Source organism: Chitinibacter sp. ZOR0017, from assembly GCF_000799095.1.
In the GTDB taxonomy this organism is placed as follows: domain Bacteria; phylum Pseudomonadota; class Gammaproteobacteria; order Burkholderiales; family Chitinibacteraceae; genus Chitinibacter; species Chitinibacter tainanensis.
Genome location: NZ_JTLG01000017.1, coordinates 57,988 through 71,756, shown reverse-complemented (window position 1 = coordinate 71,756; position 13,769 = coordinate 57,988). Strand labels below are relative to the sequence as shown.

General features: G+C 57.9%; 17 protein-coding genes and 1 other RNA gene. 12 read left to right on the top strand and 6 right to left on the bottom strand.

Annotated features, from left to right (window positions below; translation table 11 throughout):
• Nucleotides 1-72 precede the first annotated feature (72 nt).
• Together L991_RS05525 and L991_RS05520 are read right to left on the bottom strand one after the other, a co-directional pair.
• On the bottom strand, nucleotides 73-1,017 hold the full coding sequence (locus L991_RS05525; RefSeq protein ID WP_047393161.1) for a Tim44 domain-containing protein: 945 nt from the start codon (nucleotides 1,015-1,017) through the stop codon (nucleotides 73-75).
• A 180-nt stretch (nucleotides 1,018-1,197) separates the two neighbouring features.
• A complete protein-coding gene (locus L991_RS05520) occupies nucleotides 1,198-1,557 on the bottom strand; it encodes a dihydroneopterin aldolase (protein WP_047393158.1) in 360 nt (119 codons plus the stop codon).
• An 85-nt stretch (nucleotides 1,558-1,642) separates the two neighbouring features.
• On the opposite strand from L991_RS05520, the gene plsY reads away from it, so the two are divergent.
• The gene (plsY, locus tag L991_RS05515) at nucleotides 1,643-2,272 is read left to right on the top strand and encodes a glycerol-3-phosphate 1-O-acyltransferase PlsY (protein WP_047393155.1); all 630 of its coding nucleotides are present in this window, start codon (nucleotides 1,643-1,645) and stop codon (nucleotides 2,270-2,272) included.
• A 162-nt stretch (nucleotides 2,273-2,434) separates the two neighbouring features.
• The gene (locus L991_RS17460) at nucleotides 2,435-3,232 is read left to right on the top strand and encodes a PEP-CTERM sorting domain-containing protein (RefSeq protein ID WP_047393153.1); all 798 of its coding nucleotides are present in this window, start codon (nucleotides 2,435-2,437) and stop codon (nucleotides 3,230-3,232) included.
• A 106-nt stretch (nucleotides 3,233-3,338) separates the two neighbouring features.
• On the opposite strand, the gene smpB is transcribed toward L991_RS17460, so the two are convergent.
• A complete protein-coding gene (gene smpB / locus L991_RS05505) occupies nucleotides 3,339-3,797 on the bottom strand; it encodes an SsrA-binding protein SmpB (protein ID WP_028449121.1) in 459 nt (152 codons plus the stop codon).
• A 59-nt stretch (nucleotides 3,798-3,856) separates the two neighbouring features.
• Between smpB and L991_RS05500 the strand changes: the two genes are divergently transcribed.
• The 6 genes from L991_RS05500 (at nucleotide 3,857) to L991_RS05480 (ending at nucleotide 7,222) form a co-directional block, all read left to right on the top strand.
• Nucleotides 3,857-4,795 carry an asparaginase gene (locus L991_RS05500; RefSeq protein ID WP_081986550.1) on the top strand — a complete coding sequence of 313 codons (939 nt, stop codon included), beginning with the start codon at nucleotides 3,857-3,859 and terminating at the stop codon, nucleotides 4,793-4,795.
• A 50-nt stretch (nucleotides 4,796-4,845) separates the two neighbouring features.
• An RNA gene (gene ffs, locus L991_RS16890) (signal recognition particle sRNA small type) lies at nucleotides 4,846-4,943 on the top strand.
• 304 nt (nucleotides 4,944-5,247) lie between these two features.
• The gene (locus L991_RS05495) at nucleotides 5,248-5,808 is read left to right on the top strand and encodes a septation protein A (RefSeq protein ID WP_047393147.1); all 561 of its coding nucleotides are present in this window, start codon (nucleotides 5,248-5,250) and stop codon (nucleotides 5,806-5,808) included.
• 17 nt (nucleotides 5,809-5,825) lie between these two features.
• Nucleotides 5,826-6,128, top strand: a complete 303-nt coding sequence (locus L991_RS05490) for a YciI family protein (protein WP_047393144.1) — start codon at nucleotides 5,826-5,828, stop codon at nucleotides 6,126-6,128.
• A 15-nt stretch (nucleotides 6,129-6,143) separates the two neighbouring features.
• Entirely contained in the window at nucleotides 6,144-6,407 is a 264-nt protein-coding gene (locus tag L991_RS05485) for a BolA family transcriptional regulator (RefSeq protein WP_028449117.1), read from the top strand.
• Nucleotides 6,408-6,436: 29 nt separating this feature from the next.
• Complete coding sequence (locus tag L991_RS05480) at nucleotides 6,437-7,222, top strand: peptidyl-prolyl cis-trans isomerase (protein ID WP_028449116.1); 786 nt, start codon at nucleotides 6,437-6,439, stop codon at nucleotides 7,220-7,222.
• A gap of 103 nt (nucleotides 7,223-7,325) precedes the next feature.
• Here L991_RS05480 and L991_RS05475 read toward each other — a convergent pair whose 3' ends face one another.
• On the bottom strand, nucleotides 7,326-7,730 hold the full coding sequence (locus tag L991_RS05475; RefSeq protein ID WP_047393142.1) for a helix-hairpin-helix domain-containing protein: 405 nt from the start codon (nucleotides 7,728-7,730) through the stop codon (nucleotides 7,326-7,328).
• A 111-nt stretch (nucleotides 7,731-7,841) separates the two neighbouring features.
• On the opposite strand from L991_RS05475, the gene hpnC reads away from it, so the two are divergent.
• Genes hpnC through L991_RS05460 form a run of 3 tightly spaced genes read left to right on the top strand, consistent with a single transcriptional unit; the run spans nucleotide 7,842 to nucleotide 9,666 of the window.
• Nucleotides 7,842-8,708, top strand: coding sequence for a squalene synthase HpnC (hpnC, locus tag L991_RS05470; RefSeq protein WP_052190649.1), 867 nt, complete (start codon nucleotides 7,842-7,844; stop codon nucleotides 8,706-8,708).
• Nucleotides 8,705-9,295 carry a thermonuclease family protein gene (locus tag L991_RS05465; RefSeq protein ID WP_047393137.1) on the top strand — a complete coding sequence of 197 codons (591 nt, stop codon included), beginning with the start codon at nucleotides 8,705-8,707 and terminating at the stop codon, nucleotides 9,293-9,295. Before hpnC ends, L991_RS05465 begins: the two co-directional genes overlap by 4 nt.
• Before the next feature lie 35 nt (nucleotides 9,296-9,330).
• Nucleotides 9,331-9,666 carry a hypothetical protein gene (locus L991_RS05460; RefSeq protein ID WP_156128998.1) on the top strand — a complete coding sequence of 112 codons (336 nt, stop codon included), beginning with the start codon at nucleotides 9,331-9,333 and terminating at the stop codon, nucleotides 9,664-9,666.
• A 77-nt stretch (nucleotides 9,667-9,743) separates the two neighbouring features.
• Here the strand turns inward: L991_RS05460 and L991_RS05455 are convergent, their stop codons facing one another.
• Both L991_RS05455 and L991_RS16395 read right to left on the bottom strand, forming a co-directional pair.
• A complete protein-coding gene (locus tag L991_RS05455) occupies nucleotides 9,744-11,351 on the bottom strand; it encodes a dipeptide ABC transporter ATP-binding protein (RefSeq protein WP_047393132.1) in 1,608 nt (535 codons plus the stop codon).
• Nucleotides 11,348-12,505 carry a GGDEF domain-containing protein gene (locus L991_RS16395; RefSeq protein WP_156128997.1) on the bottom strand — a complete coding sequence of 386 codons (1,158 nt, stop codon included), beginning with the start codon at nucleotides 12,503-12,505 and terminating at the stop codon, nucleotides 11,348-11,350. The genes L991_RS05455 and L991_RS16395 overlap by 4 nt, the downstream gene beginning before the upstream one ends.
• Before the next feature lie 167 nt (nucleotides 12,506-12,672).
• On the opposite strand from L991_RS16395, the gene L991_RS05445 reads away from it, so the two are divergent.
• Nucleotides 12,673-13,683: a serine/threonine protein kinase gene (locus L991_RS05445; protein ID WP_047393460.1), complete on the top strand. Its 1,011-nt coding sequence runs from the start codon at nucleotides 12,673-12,675 to the stop codon at nucleotides 13,681-13,683.
• Nucleotides 13,684-13,769: the final 86 nt, after the last annotated feature.

Genomic DNA, 13,769 nt, shown 5'->3' with positions numbered 1-13,769 from the left:
AATTGTAAGACAAAAAGCCCGTTAAGTCGCAACAACCTAACGGGCTTTGACCAATTACGACAGAATAAAACGTCAGACTTGCTGAATCCCCGCCAGCAACCAGCGTGGATCGCCCTGCATTGGGCGCACAAAATGCCAGATTTCTTTGAATGGCTCTGCCGGTGCATTCAGGCTTTCGCTCACGCGACCGGCAAATTCCACACTGGCGATCATGCGGCCTTCCTCGCTCACCGCCTGCACCAATTGCAGATTCAGCTCTGGGAATTCGGCCAGATCACTGTTATTGCCAATTTCATCTTTCAGCGCGGTAAAGAGCTCGGGCGTCAGATAGCGGCGCATTTCTTCCAGCTGCTCGGGTGAATTGAGCGCCTGCATATGCAGAAAACTCGCGCGAGCTTGGCGCAGGAAAGCGGCCGCTTCCGTACCATCGGGCAAACGGGTAATCGGGGTGGCTGGCGCAGTGTACACACCACCACCAATGCCTTGGCCAATACCCCAGCCGCCGCCACTAGCAGGTGGTTGTGCCTGATAGCTAGTTGGCTGGTAGTCGGTTTTCGCCGCAGGCGCCGGATTACCGGCCGGGAAACCGGCTGGGTTCAGCACAGGCGCGGCTTGATAGGGGCTCGCGGCCGAAGCCAGCGGTTTGCGTCGACGCAGCAACCACACGCCACCCGCGGTCAAACCGCCCAGCAACAATAATGTACCCCACGGAATACCGCTCTCGCCTTGTGCAGCGCCCGAAGCATTATTGCCCAGCATATAGCCGAGCAAACCGCCCACGGCTAGGCCACCCAAGACCCCGCCCAGCATGCTGCCACTTTTCTTTTGCTGGTAAGCGGGTGCCGGCTGCTGTTGCGGCGCCTGATATGGCTGGGCCTGACGTTGTGGCGCAGGTTGCGCTTGGCGCTGCATCCCGTTCGAACGGCCACCACCCAGACGCTTGGCTTCGGCCAGGTGCGAGGCAAATAGCGTGGTGCTCATCAAGACCACCATCAGGGTTTGGCGAAATTGGGCCATGGATTTTCCTATGTGAAAAAGGACAATGGGTAATCGTACTGCTGCATTAGTGGGGGCAAACGGGTAAAAGTTCAATCCCCCGCTTAGCGCGCGTTCGCGCGGCAGCCAAACATAAAGCCCGGGGTATAGGCCGCCGGGCTTTATTTTCAGTAGTCTAAGGGGCAATACACACCAGGGTATTTAGACGGGGCGATGGCCACGCTCAATCGTCACCCCGACGCGGCCCACATCTTTCAGGATATTGAGCTTGGTAACCGACACGCGGATCCACGGCGCGCCAAAATCATGCAGCAAAATATGCGCGATATGCTCGGCCAGCGCCTCGATCAGCAAAAAGTGCTTTTCGGCCATCACCTGCCGCAAATGCGTCACCACCTTGTCGTAATCGATGGTATCGACCAGATCATCGCTCACACAGGCCCGCGCCGAAGGCAGGCCGATTTCCAGATCCAGCTCGACCGTTTGCGACTGGGTGCGCTCCCAGTCATACCAGCCGATGACGGTTTCGGCGCGCACTTGCTGCAGATAAATGATGTCCATATCAGAGGCCTATCACCGCACGCCGTTTGAGGGGGCGAACGGATTAGCTTAGAATCCAAAGCTCGTGATTGTAGTGGAATTCGGGATGAACCTCACCTTCGTATTATTCATTATCGCCGCCTATCTCTTGGGCTCGCTGTCCTTTGCGGTGATTGTTAGCCGGCTGATGGGTCTGGCCGATCCGCGCACCTACGGCTCCAACAACCCCGGCGCGACTAATGTCTTGCGCTCTGGCAATAAAAAAGCCGCCGCCCTCACCCTACTGGGCGATGCGCTCAAAGGTTGGGTTGCGGTCTTCATCGCACAAACACTCGCCCCCCTCGCGGGCGTACAGGGCGCGCAATTTGATGTCTTAATCGCCTTGGTAGCCGTGGCGGTCACCATCGGGCATATGTGGCCGATCTTTTTTAGTTTTAAAGGCGGCAAAGGCGTTGCTACCGCCGCCGGCATTTTGCTGGCCCTGAATCTGTGGCTGGGTCTGGCCACCTTGGGCATTTGGCTATTTGTAGCCAAGGGACTGAAAATCTCTTCGCTCTCCGCCATTGTGGCCGCAATCTGCGCCCCCTTACTGTGCTGGTGGCTACTGCCGGTGGAACCCTACCTGATGGCCGTTGCCGTCATCAGCGCCCTGCTGATCGTGCGGCACAAGCAAAACATCATCGGGCTAATCAACGGCAAAGAAGGCAAGATCGGCGAGAAAGCCAAATCGAACTAGCTATCGTGGGGCGGAGGTATCGGTTTGACCTCACGATACCGGCAAACCGCCCGCTCAGCTTTCTACTCAAGGACTCCCACCCAAAGCTTCAGCACCCCAAGGCTTACAACCGTTTCAGCTTCGCGTACAATCCATTTTGCATAATGCAAATAACAGCGAGAAATGGAAATGAAAACAAGCTACAAAGCGGCTATCGCACTAGCCCTCACCGCAGTCATTGCGCCTGCGCACGCCGCATTTCAAAGCTACGTCGGCAAAGACGTGACTTATAAAATTGACTGGAGCCAGAGCTGGCTCACCGGGTTCTCGGCGACATTAACGGGTAACACACTGATGTTCACCAAGGCCGATGGCAGCAGCATCGCCTCAACCAGTGCCGCGGGCAATGGCAATTTCTACAAAGACGAAAAGCCGGTTGATCTATATAGCTGGTTTACCGTTGAAGCCAATAGTGGCAAACAAATCTCTGACATTCATGCCGAACAATTGGCAGACATCAAATTAAATGCCGGCCCCAGCAAACTGCCAGCAGGCACGAACACACCGGCCTTGTTTACATCGGTAAGCACAACCGTTGGGGTACTCACGCCAGGTAATGGCAGTGGCTGGCAATGGGTTGGCTACTCAACCTACAACGATCGTCAATCGATGCAATATGTACCGGGCTATCCGTTCAATAATGTATATCGCCAGTACTCCAATATGAGTTTTGGCGACTCATTGATCGAGAACGGTGCTGTGATTCCTAAAAGCCCATGGCTGAATCTGTCTTTTGACAGCTATTTTGGTATTTACGGTCAGAATTTCGCCAATGTGCCGAACACCTTTGCCAAACTCTCCCTGAATGGCATTGGCGTAACGGTGGATACCGTTACAGCCCCCGTACCAGAGCCTGAAACCTACGCCTTAATGGGTGTTGGCCTGCTTGGCCTGTTAGCTGCGCGTCGTCGCAAAGCATAAAGGCATTTAGCGCCCAATAAAAAACCGAGCTATTGCTCGGTTTTTTATTGCTAAGCATGGCTGCGGATCAAGAGTGGATTCACTACGCACGGATCCGGCAAACACCTTAGCGCGCCTGTTTGGTGTGATCGCGCACAATACGGGCTTTCTCGCGCTGCCATTCGCGCTCTTTCTCGCTATTGCGCTTATCGTGCTGCTTTTTACCTTTAGCCACGCCGATTTCCAGCTTGAGATAGCCGCGGGTGAGGTGCATATTGATGGGCACAATGGTGTAACCGGCGCGCTCTACTTTCATGGCCAGCTTTTCAATTTCGCGGGCCTTGAGCAGCAATTTGCGCGTGCGCACGACATCCGGGTGAATATGGCTAGAGGCATTGAGCAGCGGGGAGATATGACACCCAAACAGGTAGAAATCGCCCCCTTTATAAATCACATACGATTCTTTGAGCTGCACGCGGCCGGCCCGGATAGCTTTGACTTCCCAGCCTTCGAGCACCATACCGGCTTCGAGCCGTTCTTCAATAAAATAGTCGTGAAACGCCTTGCGATTGTCGGCGATGACCATGCCGTGTCATCCTGTACAGCAAAAGGAAACGATTCTAACACCGCAACAACTGACTGACCATGCAACGGATTTTCTGTCTTTATACCGGCGGCACCATCGGCTGCGCTCCGAGCCCAACCGGGCTAATACCCCAGGGCGGTATTCTTACCCAGCCCATCACCGATCTTGCCCAGCAAACGATACCCGGCTGGGCGATTGATTTGCATGAACTCAACCCGCCGCTTGACTCCTCCAGCATGGGCCCGGCGCACTGGCGCACGATCGCCGAAACCATTCAGGCCCAGCGGCCACACTACCAGGCCATCATCGTCTTGCATGGCACCGATACGCTGGCCTGGACCGCCGCGGCCTTGCATTGGCAACTCGGCCAATTGGAAGTACCGGTGATTATCACCGGCTCGCAACGCCCTTGGTTACAGCCTGGCAGCGATGCGCCAGCCAATGTGGCGCTGGCTTTGCGCGCCGCCACGCAAGGCGCACCGGGGGTTCAGATCGCCTTTGGGGGCGAGATTTTGTCTGGCGTTGCCAGCAAAAAGCTCGACGCCGACGCCGACGTCGCCTTTGGTGCTCCCAATGCCCCGGCCCAAGCCTTGGCAGGCGACGGCGCGCCGCAATGGGTTGATCCCAGCCTGCGCATCGTGGCCGTGAAACTCTATCCGGGAAGCGAAACCCTGCTGGCGCAGTGGCTGACTAGCCAACAGCTGGACGGGCTGGTATTAGAAAGCTATGGCAGCGGCAATCTACCCGCCTGCCGGGCGCTGCACGATGCCTTGCAACTATTGGCCAGCACTGGCTGCATTATCATCAATTGCACCCAGTGTATTGCCGGTGAAGTGCGTCAGGGTTTGTATGCTACCGGCGATAGTTTGAATCAACTCGGGGCCTGGCCGGCCGGCCGGCGCAGTGCCGAGGCGGCAGTGACTTGGCTTTACACCCAGCTAGGCCGGGCCGAGCCGGCTATTTTGCAGCAGCGCTGGCAATCGGTAGCGCTGCTGTGATATAGTCGCGGCCTCACTGTTGCTGCCACGCAAGTGGCGGCGCTGTCGACGGCGGGTCTCCCCGCATAGCTAGAAGGTGAACCTGGTCAGGTCCGGAAGGAAGCAGCCACAGCTTTTGATGCTAGTGCCGGGGGTCGGGCTCGCCACCTCTCCCTTTTTATTCTGTTGCGATCATCTGCGTAGCGCCCACAGCGCCTTGCATGTTCTCGGCCGAATCGCTGCCCAAAGCCCGACCACTAGGGTTTTCCCTGAGCCAGAGCGCGCCAAATATTGCGCCACATCAATACCCTAGCCAGCCAAAACGCGCACTATACGTTACGCAAGCTGATGCTTCGTGTATCTCCAGTGGTCATTGACGCCGATCCCTCCGGGTCGGCGTTTTTTTTCGCCTTGTATCTTGCCGCCCCTGCCTGCATAATCGCCGCAACTCATTTGGCGAACACGCAGCGCATATGAAATTCCTTTTCGATCTCTTCCCTATCCTGCTGTTTTTTGGCGCATATAGTTATACCGACGATATCTATCTCGCCACTGGCGTTACCATCGTCGCGACCTTTGCGCAGGTGATTTACAGCTGGTTCCGCCACAAGCATGTAGACCAGATGCTGTGGATTAGCTTGGTGCTGATTACCGTCATGGGCGGCCTCACGATCATCTTCCACAACAAGCAATTTATAATGTGGAAACCCACCGTACTGTACTGGCTGTTTAGCGTGGTGCTGGTCGGGGCCTGGCATCTGCGGGAAAAAAACCTGATCGAAAAACTCATGGGCGGCGCCATGCAGCTGCCGCGCCCGATCTGGACCAAAACCATGTACGCATGGGCAGTGTTTTTCCTCGCCATGGGCGCGCTGAATATTTATGTCTTCCACGCTTTCTCGGAAGCGCTGTGGGTGAAATTCAAAGTCTTTGGCACCTTGGTGCTGACCTTGCTGTTCGTCGTGGCACAAAGCATGTACCTGTCCAAACACATGCTGCCTGAAGACAGCACGAATGAAACAAAAACTGAATAATCTTTAAGAGTATTGCCATGCCTTTGTATGCGATTATCGGTACCGACAAACCGGACTCTCTGGCTGACCGCTTAGCGGTGCGCGCGGCGCATTTGGCGCGAATTCAAGCCTTGGTCGATGCGGGCCGGCTGGTGTTGGCCGGCCCGTTTCCGGCGATTGATCATGTTGACCCGGGCCCGGCGGGCTTTACCGGCAGCCTGATCGTGGCTGAATTTGCCGATTTGGCGGCCGCGCAGGCATGGGCCAGTGAAGATCCTTACAGCAAAGACGGGATTTTTACCGATGTAGTTGTAAAACCCTTCCGTCATGTTTTACCCTAAGCAGAGTCTGGTATCATGAGCCTCGCTGATGAGATCCGCCAACGGTTGTTACCGCTGCGCTATGAAAGCCTTGAGCTATTTGACGATAGCGCAGCCCACGCCGGCCATGCCGGTGCAGCCGGCGGCGGTGGACACTATGAATTAACGATTGTATCGAGTGAGTTTATCGGTAAAAAAGCGCTGGAACGGCACCGTATGGTCTACCAGCCCTTATCTGATCTGATTCCCCATCGTATACATGCACTGAGTATCCGTGCGCTCACGCCGGATGAATTTTGATGTTGGCTATTTTTAACGAAGGAACACGCATGTTTAAAGCAAACCGTTTGGCGCTGGCCGTTGCTGCTGCCACCCTCTCTGCCGGTGTGATTGCGGCCCCAGGTACTGTGGCCACCGTCAATGGCGTCGCCATTCCACAAGCCAAATCTGATGCATTTGTGAAAGAACTGGCCCAACGCGGCCAAAAAGATTCACCAGAACTGCGCGCTAAAATCAAAGACGAGCTGGTGAAAAACGAAGTGGTTTACCAAGAAGCCATCAAAAAAGGTCTGGATAAAAGCCCAGAAGCCATGGCTCAGCTGGATATGCTGAAACAGCGCATCGTGATCGGCGCTTACATCAATCAATATGTGAAAGCCAACCCAATCACCGACGCGGATCTGAAAAAAGAATACGACAAGATCAAAGCCAACTTTGGCGGCAAAGAATACAAAGCCCGTCACATTCTGGTAGCGACCGAAGCTGAAGCCAATGCGATCGAAGCTGACCTGAAAAAGGGCAAAAAATTCGACGAGCTGGCAAAAGCTAAATCACTGGACAAAGGTTCAGGCGCGCAAGGCGGCGATCTGGGCTGGTCTAACCCAAGCGCTTACGTGAAAGAGTTTGGCGATGCCCTGGCGAAACTGCCAAAAGGCAAAATCTCTGATCCAGTGAAAACTCAGTTCGGTTTCCACATCATCAAGCTGGATGACGTGCGCGAAGCCAAAGGCCCTTCTTTCGAAGAAGTGAAGCCACAACTGGAACAGCAAGTTCAAGGTCAACGCATCCAGAAACTGGTTGACGACCTGGTAGCCAAAGCCAAAGTGACCGAATAATTCGGCATCTTGGCTCAATAAAAAACCGGATCAGCTGATCCGGTTTTTTATTGTCGGCAGCGTGAGGAGCCAGACAGCGCTGGCCGCCCCGCCACAGTACCGCTTATTTTTTCGCTGGTGCGCTGGCTTTTGGCGCAACGGTCGCTTTGGCGGCTTTTGCCTCGGCAGGCTTGGCCGTTGGCGCAGCTTTGGTATCGGCGGGTTTAGCCGTGGCTTTTGCATCCGCTTTGGCCGGTGCGGCAGCGGCGGCTTTGCCACCGACAGTCACTTCGCTTTTGATCTTGGCAAAAGTACCTTCTTTGATACCGGGTACTTTCATCACATCTTCAGCGGATTTGAATGGACCATTTTTGCTGCGGTAATCAATGATGTCTTTGGCTTTTTGCGGGCCAATGCCATTGAGCGCTTCCAGCTGTTGCTGGGTGGCGGTATTCAAATCCACGGCTGCATACGCCGCGCAAGACAGAGAAATTGAAGCGATCACACCCAGTAGTAGTTTTTTGAACATCAGAATCCCCTTAAAATTATTGAATCAACACGTAATACCAATTACGTCTGGCTACTATAGCATTCCGGCCCCAGAACACCAGTGAGCGTCAGCTATTTTTAAGGAAAATGCATGTTATCTGCCGATCAAACGGTTCAGCATTACGAAAACTTTCCCGTCGGCTCTTGGCTCTTGCCACGGCGGTTCCGCCGCCCGGTCGCCGTGGTCTATCACGTCGCTCGCTACGCCGACGATCTGGCTGATGAGGGTGAGGCTAGCACCGCCGAGCGCTTGGCGGCGCTCGAGGCCTGCAGCGCAGAATTAGCGCGCATTGCCGCCGGCCAAATGCCGCTCACCGCCCGTTTTCAGGCCCTAGCACCGGTGGTTGCGCAGTATCAGATTCCACTCAATCTGTTTGAAGATCTGTTTTCAGCATTTCGGCAGGATGTAGTGAAAACCCGCTATGCCGATTTTGGCGAAGTGATCGATTATTGCCGCCGCTCGGCCAACCCGGTGGGGCGGATTTTGCTGCATATTTTCGGCTTTCAGGATGCACGGATGCTAGCGCAATCGGATGGCATCTGCACTGCCTTGCAGCTGGTGAATTTCTGGCAGGATGTGGCAATTGATCTGCGAAAAGATCGCATTTATCTGCCGCAAGATGAGCTTGCGCGGTTTGGCGTGAGCGAAGCCATGCTGCAAGCCGGCAAAGCCACCCCCGAATTGAAACGCCTGCTGGCTTTTCAGTGCGAGCGTACGCGCAAAATGCTCGTTGCCGGCTCGCCACTGGGCCGCGCCCTACCCGGCCGCATCGGGCTGGAAATCCGCACCATCGTGCTCTCGGCCGATCGCGTTTTGAGCAAATTGAAGGCGGTGGATTACGACGTGTATACTGCCCGCCCAACCCTTGGCGGCCTTGATTGGCCTCTGATTCTGTATCAGGCCATCAAGGCCACCTGGTTTGTCACGCGCCCGAGCGCAGGATGTTCGCACTCATGAAAATCACCCAACAACAGCAGCGCGCCGTGCTGCGCCTCTTCACCGCCAGCAACTGGAAACAGCGCCTCAGCGCCTTGCTGATTGTGGCCTTTGCCGTGATCGGCTGGGCCTGCCAGCGCCCGGCCGAGCCCGGCCAGCTGCAAGCCGGCATGCGCATTAGTGGTGAAGTGGTGGGAGTGGCAGATGGAGATACCGTCACCGTACTCGATAGCGAGCGCCAGCAATACAAATTACGGCTGGCCTATATCGACGCGCCAGAAAAAGCCATGCCGTATGGGCAGAAATCCAAACAGCATTTATCCGACCTGATTTACCGCAAAACCGTCAGCGTGCAGATTGATGATGTCGATCGCTATGGCCGTGGCGTCGCACGGATCGAATACCAAGGGCAAGACATCAATCAGCAGCAAGTGGCCGCGGGGCTGGCCTGGCATTACACCCGCTACGCCAAAACCCAAGCGCGCAGCGCATATCAGGCGTACCAGGATGCCGAGCAACAGGCCCGCGCCCAGCGCAGCGGCTTATGGCAAGACAGTAACCCCACCCCACCATGGGATTGGCGCAAAGCCAAGCGCGAGGCCAACTGATGTCAGCGCGCCGGGTGCGTGTGCGGGTTATGGTCATGGTGATCCTGCTATTGCTGGCCGCCGCCGCGGCGGCGCTGTTTGCCGTGCAGCAGGAAAAAGAGCGCGATGGCCACTGGCCGTGGCCTTTGAATGGCGAAATCAATAATCGCAGCGCGCAAGCGGTGGTGGTGTGGGATGACGATCATGGTAATTACCAGATTCCCGCCCATAGCCAAAGCCGCCGCGACTGGGATGTGGATCATGCGCAAGAGCCCGCCAGCGGGCGCTGGTGCAAGCTGGGGCCGCATGTCTTGCAAGTGAACCCCGATGGCCGTTTTGCCAACTGCGAATGTTATTCACTGGCCAAGGGCCGGCCCTGCATCAAGTTTTAAACCAGCCGCGACGCGCGGCCTGTAACTGGCTCGCCGCAACAGAAGTACTCACCACTGGTATAGCCAGCAAAGCCAATTCAATTAATCGCCTCAGGCGCATACCCCTCACTCGCCTGTAATAGCTGCTGGGTGTAGGCTTGCTGCGGCTGGGCAAACACCTGCGCCACCGGGCCGCGCTCGACCACCACGCCGTCTTTAAGCACTAACACCTGATGCGCCAATGCCTGCACCACCGCCAGATCATGGGTGATCAGGATATAACTCAAGCCACGCCGCGCCTGCAGCGTCGCCAGCAGGCTCAGCACTTGCTGCTGCATGCTGGCATCCAGCGCCGAGGTGGGCTCATCTAAGAGTAAAATTTGCGGCTCAACAATCAGCGCCCGCGCGAGCGCCAGCCGCTGGCGTTGCCCACCGGAAAACGCATGCGGATAACGACCAAGAATATCCGCCGGCAGGCCCACTTCGGCCAACACCGCACACACCCGCTCCCTTCGCTCGGCGGCGCTGAGCGCAGGCGCATGCACCAGCAAACCTTCTTCCACCAGCTCCAGTACCGTTTGCCGTGGCGACAAGGAGGCAAAAGGGTCTTGAAACACCAGCTGCATGTGCCGACGCGCGCGCGCCAGCGCCGCCCCGCGCAGTGCCGAGAATACCTGTGCGAAACAGCGCACTTCGCCGCTACTACGCCCGGCAGCTAATAAACGCAGCAGCGCCAGCGCCAGCGTGGTTTTGCCGCTGCCCGACTCACCAACAATCGCCAGCGTTTCGCCTTGCGCCAGCGAAAAATCCAGCGGCTGCAATTGGGTTTGCAGCCGGCTTTGCCAAAACCAGCGCCCGGGAGCCGGATAAGCATGGCTTAGGCCCTGCACGGCCAGCTGCACCGGTGCGCCAGCTGCCACGGCTGTCGCCACCCGCTGCGGCCGGGCCGCCAACAGTTGCCGGGTATAGGCGTGGCGCGGGGTGTGAAACAGCGTTTCGGTCGCGGCCACCTCCACCAGCTGTCCCTGCTGCATTACGGCCACCCGCTCAGCAAAGCGGCGCACCAGATGCAAATCATGCGAAATCAGCAAGACCGCCAGCCCGCGCTGCTGCTGCAATTGCGCCAGCAAGGCCAAAATCTGCGCCTGCACCGTGACATCCAGCGCGGTGGTTGGCTCATCGGCGATCAGTAAATCCGGCTCGCCCGCCAGCGCCATGGCGATCATCACCCGCTGGCGCTGACCGCCCGAGAGCTGATGCGGGTAGCGCTGCAGTTTGCCCGCATCGTGAATCCCCGTTTGCGCCAGCAGGCGCGCAGCCTCTTGCCAGGCTTGCGCGGCCGGCCAGCCGCGATGCAGTTGTACCACTTCGGCGCTTTGCTGCCCCACCCGTTGCAAGGGATTGAGCGCGCTCATCGGCTCCTGAAAAATCATCGCGATGCGGCGGCCACGAATCTGCCGCCAATTCACGCCGGGCACGCCCAGCAAAGGCTGGCCTTCGAGCCGGATCTGGCCCTGACATTGCAAGCCAGCATCCAGCTGCAATAGCGCGCGGGCCAGCACACTTTTGCCCGAGCCCGACTCCCCCACCAGTGCCACTTTTTCGCCCCGCGCGATGCTGAGCGTAACCTCGCGCACCACCGGCGTGGCGTGGCCGGCAAATTGCAGGCTCAGCGCTTCGAGCGCCAGCAAGGGGGGCGTACTCATTCGGCCCCCTTGTCACTCTCGACCTGATAGGGTGTATCAGGGTCGGCGATCACATAGCGATTGCGCCCACCGGTTTTGGCTTGATACATCACCGCATCGGCGCAAGCCAGCCAGCTGGCGGGCGAGCGCAAATGCGGAAACCACGGCGCCACGCCGATGCTGCCCCCCAGCGGCAAGCGCTGGCCCTGATACAGTACCGGCTCCGCTAGCGCCGCCAAGATTTTATCGGCAATGAGCCCTTGCTCGGCCGCGCGGCTCACGCCCCGCACCACAATCACAAATTCATCCCCACCCAGGCGGCAGACCAGATCGCCACGGCGCACCAAGCCCCGGAAACGTTGCGCCACTTCAGTGAGCAGCGCATCGCCAGCAGCGTGGCCGTATTCATCGTTCACCGTTTTAAAGAAATCGAGGTCGATCAGATACACCACGCTATGGCGCGCGTCTTCAAGCGGGTTTTTTAAGCTGCGGCGCAGCTGATTAATCAGCTCCAGCCGATTGGCGAGCCCTGTGAGCGGGTCTTCAAAGGCCAGCTTGCGCATTTTTTGCTGGCGCTCGGCCATTTTTTCGCTGGTTTCAACCACGCGCTGGCGCATGTTGCGCAACCAGCGTTGCTGGCTTTGCCGGCGATGCAGCGAATTAAGCCCCAGCGCGGTAGCCAGCGCCACGCACAATAAACCCAGCAGTTGATTAAGGGTGCTGGCCGGCGCCAGCACGATCAGCAAGGTGGCCAAGCCCAGATTACCCAGCACCGCCAGCGCGTAGGGCCGAAACCGCAGGCCCGACATCAGTAATAGCTGCGGCTGCAGCATAAACGGCAATACCAGCTCGGTGGGCAACCAAGGTCGTGGGCTAGCCAGTACGGCGAGGGTAGCCAGCAGAGGCAACCACCCCACCGCCAGCCAGTCGGCGCGATGCTCCCAGCCGCTATCGGCCTGTTGCAAGGCCCACGCCGTGCGCCCCAAGCTAAGCGCAGCCAACGCCGGCAAGCTCAGTGCCAGCCACAGCGGGTAGCCACTGGCCGCCTGCAACAACATCGCCAGCAGGGCGAGGCACAGTAGGCTCAGCATCAGCCGCTGGCGCTGCTGGCGCAGATCGAGATTCAGCCGATCAGCCAGACGGCCATCGACCGGGGCGGTTTGTGAGTGGGGCATGGGCAGCTTTATCCGAAAGGCAGCGGCATCGCGCCAGCTGCTCAGCCAATTATCCCCAAACCCCGCCCCGCTCGCCAGCGCCAACCCCACACTGCCACGCAAAGCGAACACTGGTCAGCCTGCGGCTTTTGCCGTATGGTCGGGCCATGATTGAAAACGGCCCGACCATGACTGACTCTACCCTGCCCCCGTATGCCGAGCTCACCCCCGATGTGATTTTGAATGCCATCGATGGGCTGGGCCTGCACACTAGCGGCCACTTGCTGGCGCTCAATAGTTATGAAAACCGCGTTTACCAGCTGGGGCTGGACGAGCCGAGCCCGTGGGGCAACCATCTGGTGGCCAAGTTTTACCGCCCGGCGCGCTGGAGTCGCGCGCAGATCTTGGAAGAACACGCATTCAGCTTAGAGCTAGCAGGGTATGAGATCCCCGTCGTTGCCCCAATTGAGATAGAAGGCAATACCCTGCATACGTATGCCGGGTTTCAATTTGCCCTGTTTCCCCGTCGGGGCGGCCGCGTTCCCGAGCTGGATCAGGCCGGTACGCGCGAATGGATTGGCCGCTTTTTAGGGCGGATTCATACCGTTGGCGCGCGCACGCCATTTGCCGCCCGCCCCAGCCTTGATCTGGCGAGCTTTGGTGAGGAGCCGCTGGGCTTCTTGGCCGATTGCCCGCTCTTACCGCTAGCGGTACGCGCCCATTATCTGCGCGTTGCTGGCGAGGCCTTAGCCGCTGTAGCCGAGTGCTATGCTGCCGTGCCCGCGCTCACAACCCTGCGCCTGCACGGCGATTGCCATTTGAGTAATATTATGTGGACCGAAGCCGGCCCGCATTTTGTCGATCTGGATGACGCCCGCAGCGGCCCGGCGATTCAGGATTTGTGGATGCTGCTCTCGGGCGAGCGGCATGAGCAGCAGGCCCAGTTGCTTGATCTGCTGGCAGGTTATGAGGAATTTGCCGATTTTGATTACCGCGAGCTGCGGCTGATTGAAGCGCTGCGCACGCTGCGCTTGCTGCATTACAGCGCCTGGCTGGCGCGCCGCTGGAGTGACCCGGCCTTTCCGGCTGCGTTCAGCTGGTTTGGCAGCGAGCATTACTGGCAAGAGCGCACGCAAGAGCTGCAACAGCAGTTGCTGGCAATGGCCGAGCCACCGCTGCTGGGTGGCGGCAACTGGTAAGCAGGCCGGTCCGTTGCAGTTCGCCAGACAAAGCGGTCTGGCGACAGAAAGCAAAAAACCCAGCACAAGGCTGGGTTTTTTAAATT

What these genes read in the sequence shown, in the direction of transcription:
- L991_RS05525 (WP_047393161.1), bottom strand. Translation starts at nt 1,017, where the DNA reads ATGGCCCAATTTCGCCAAACCCTGATGGTGGTCTTGATGAGCACCACG.
- L991_RS05520 (WP_047393158.1), bottom strand. Translation starts at nt 1,557, where the DNA reads ATGGACATCATTTATCTGCAGCAAGTGCGCGCCGAAACCGTCATCGGC.
- plsY (WP_047393155.1), top strand. Translation starts at nt 1,643, where the DNA reads ATGAACCTCACCTTCGTATTATTCATTATCGCCGCCTATCTCTTGGGC.
- L991_RS17460 (WP_047393153.1), top strand. Translation starts at nt 2,435, where the DNA reads ATGGAAATGAAAACAAGCTACAAAGCGGCTATCGCACTAGCCCTCACC.
- smpB (WP_028449121.1), bottom strand. Translation starts at nt 3,797, where the DNA reads ATGGTCATCGCCGACAATCGCAAGGCGTTTCACGACTATTTTATTGAA.
- L991_RS05500 (WP_081986550.1), top strand. Translation starts at nt 3,857, where the DNA reads ATGCAACGGATTTTCTGTCTTTATACCGGCGGCACCATCGGCTGCGCT.
- L991_RS05495 (WP_047393147.1), top strand. Translation starts at nt 5,248, where the DNA reads ATGAAATTCCTTTTCGATCTCTTCCCTATCCTGCTGTTTTTTGGCGCA.
- L991_RS05490 (WP_047393144.1), top strand. Translation starts at nt 5,826, where the DNA reads ATGCCTTTGTATGCGATTATCGGTACCGACAAACCGGACTCTCTGGCT.
- L991_RS05485 (WP_028449117.1), top strand. Translation starts at nt 6,144, where the DNA reads ATGAGCCTCGCTGATGAGATCCGCCAACGGTTGTTACCGCTGCGCTAT.
- L991_RS05480 (WP_028449116.1), top strand. Translation starts at nt 6,437, where the DNA reads ATGTTTAAAGCAAACCGTTTGGCGCTGGCCGTTGCTGCTGCCACCCTC.
- L991_RS05475 (WP_047393142.1), bottom strand. Translation starts at nt 7,730, where the DNA reads ATGTTCAAAAAACTACTACTGGGTGTGATCGCTTCAATTTCTCTGTCT.
- hpnC (WP_052190649.1), top strand. Translation starts at nt 7,842, where the DNA reads ATGTTATCTGCCGATCAAACGGTTCAGCATTACGAAAACTTTCCCGTC.
- L991_RS05465 (WP_047393137.1), top strand. Translation starts at nt 8,705, where the DNA reads ATGAAAATCACCCAACAACAGCAGCGCGCCGTGCTGCGCCTCTTCACC.
- L991_RS05460 (WP_156128998.1), top strand. Translation starts at nt 9,331, where the DNA reads ATGGTGATCCTGCTATTGCTGGCCGCCGCCGCGGCGGCGCTGTTTGCC.
- L991_RS05455 (WP_047393132.1), bottom strand. Translation starts at nt 11,351, where the DNA reads ATGAGTACGCCCCCCTTGCTGGCGCTCGAAGCGCTGAGCCTGCAATTT.
- L991_RS16395 (WP_156128997.1), bottom strand. Translation starts at nt 12,505, where the DNA reads ATGCCCCACTCACAAACCGCCCCGGTCGATGGCCGTCTGGCTGATCGG.
- L991_RS05445 (WP_047393460.1), top strand. Translation starts at nt 12,673, where the DNA reads ATGACTGACTCTACCCTGCCCCCGTATGCCGAGCTCACCCCCGATGTG.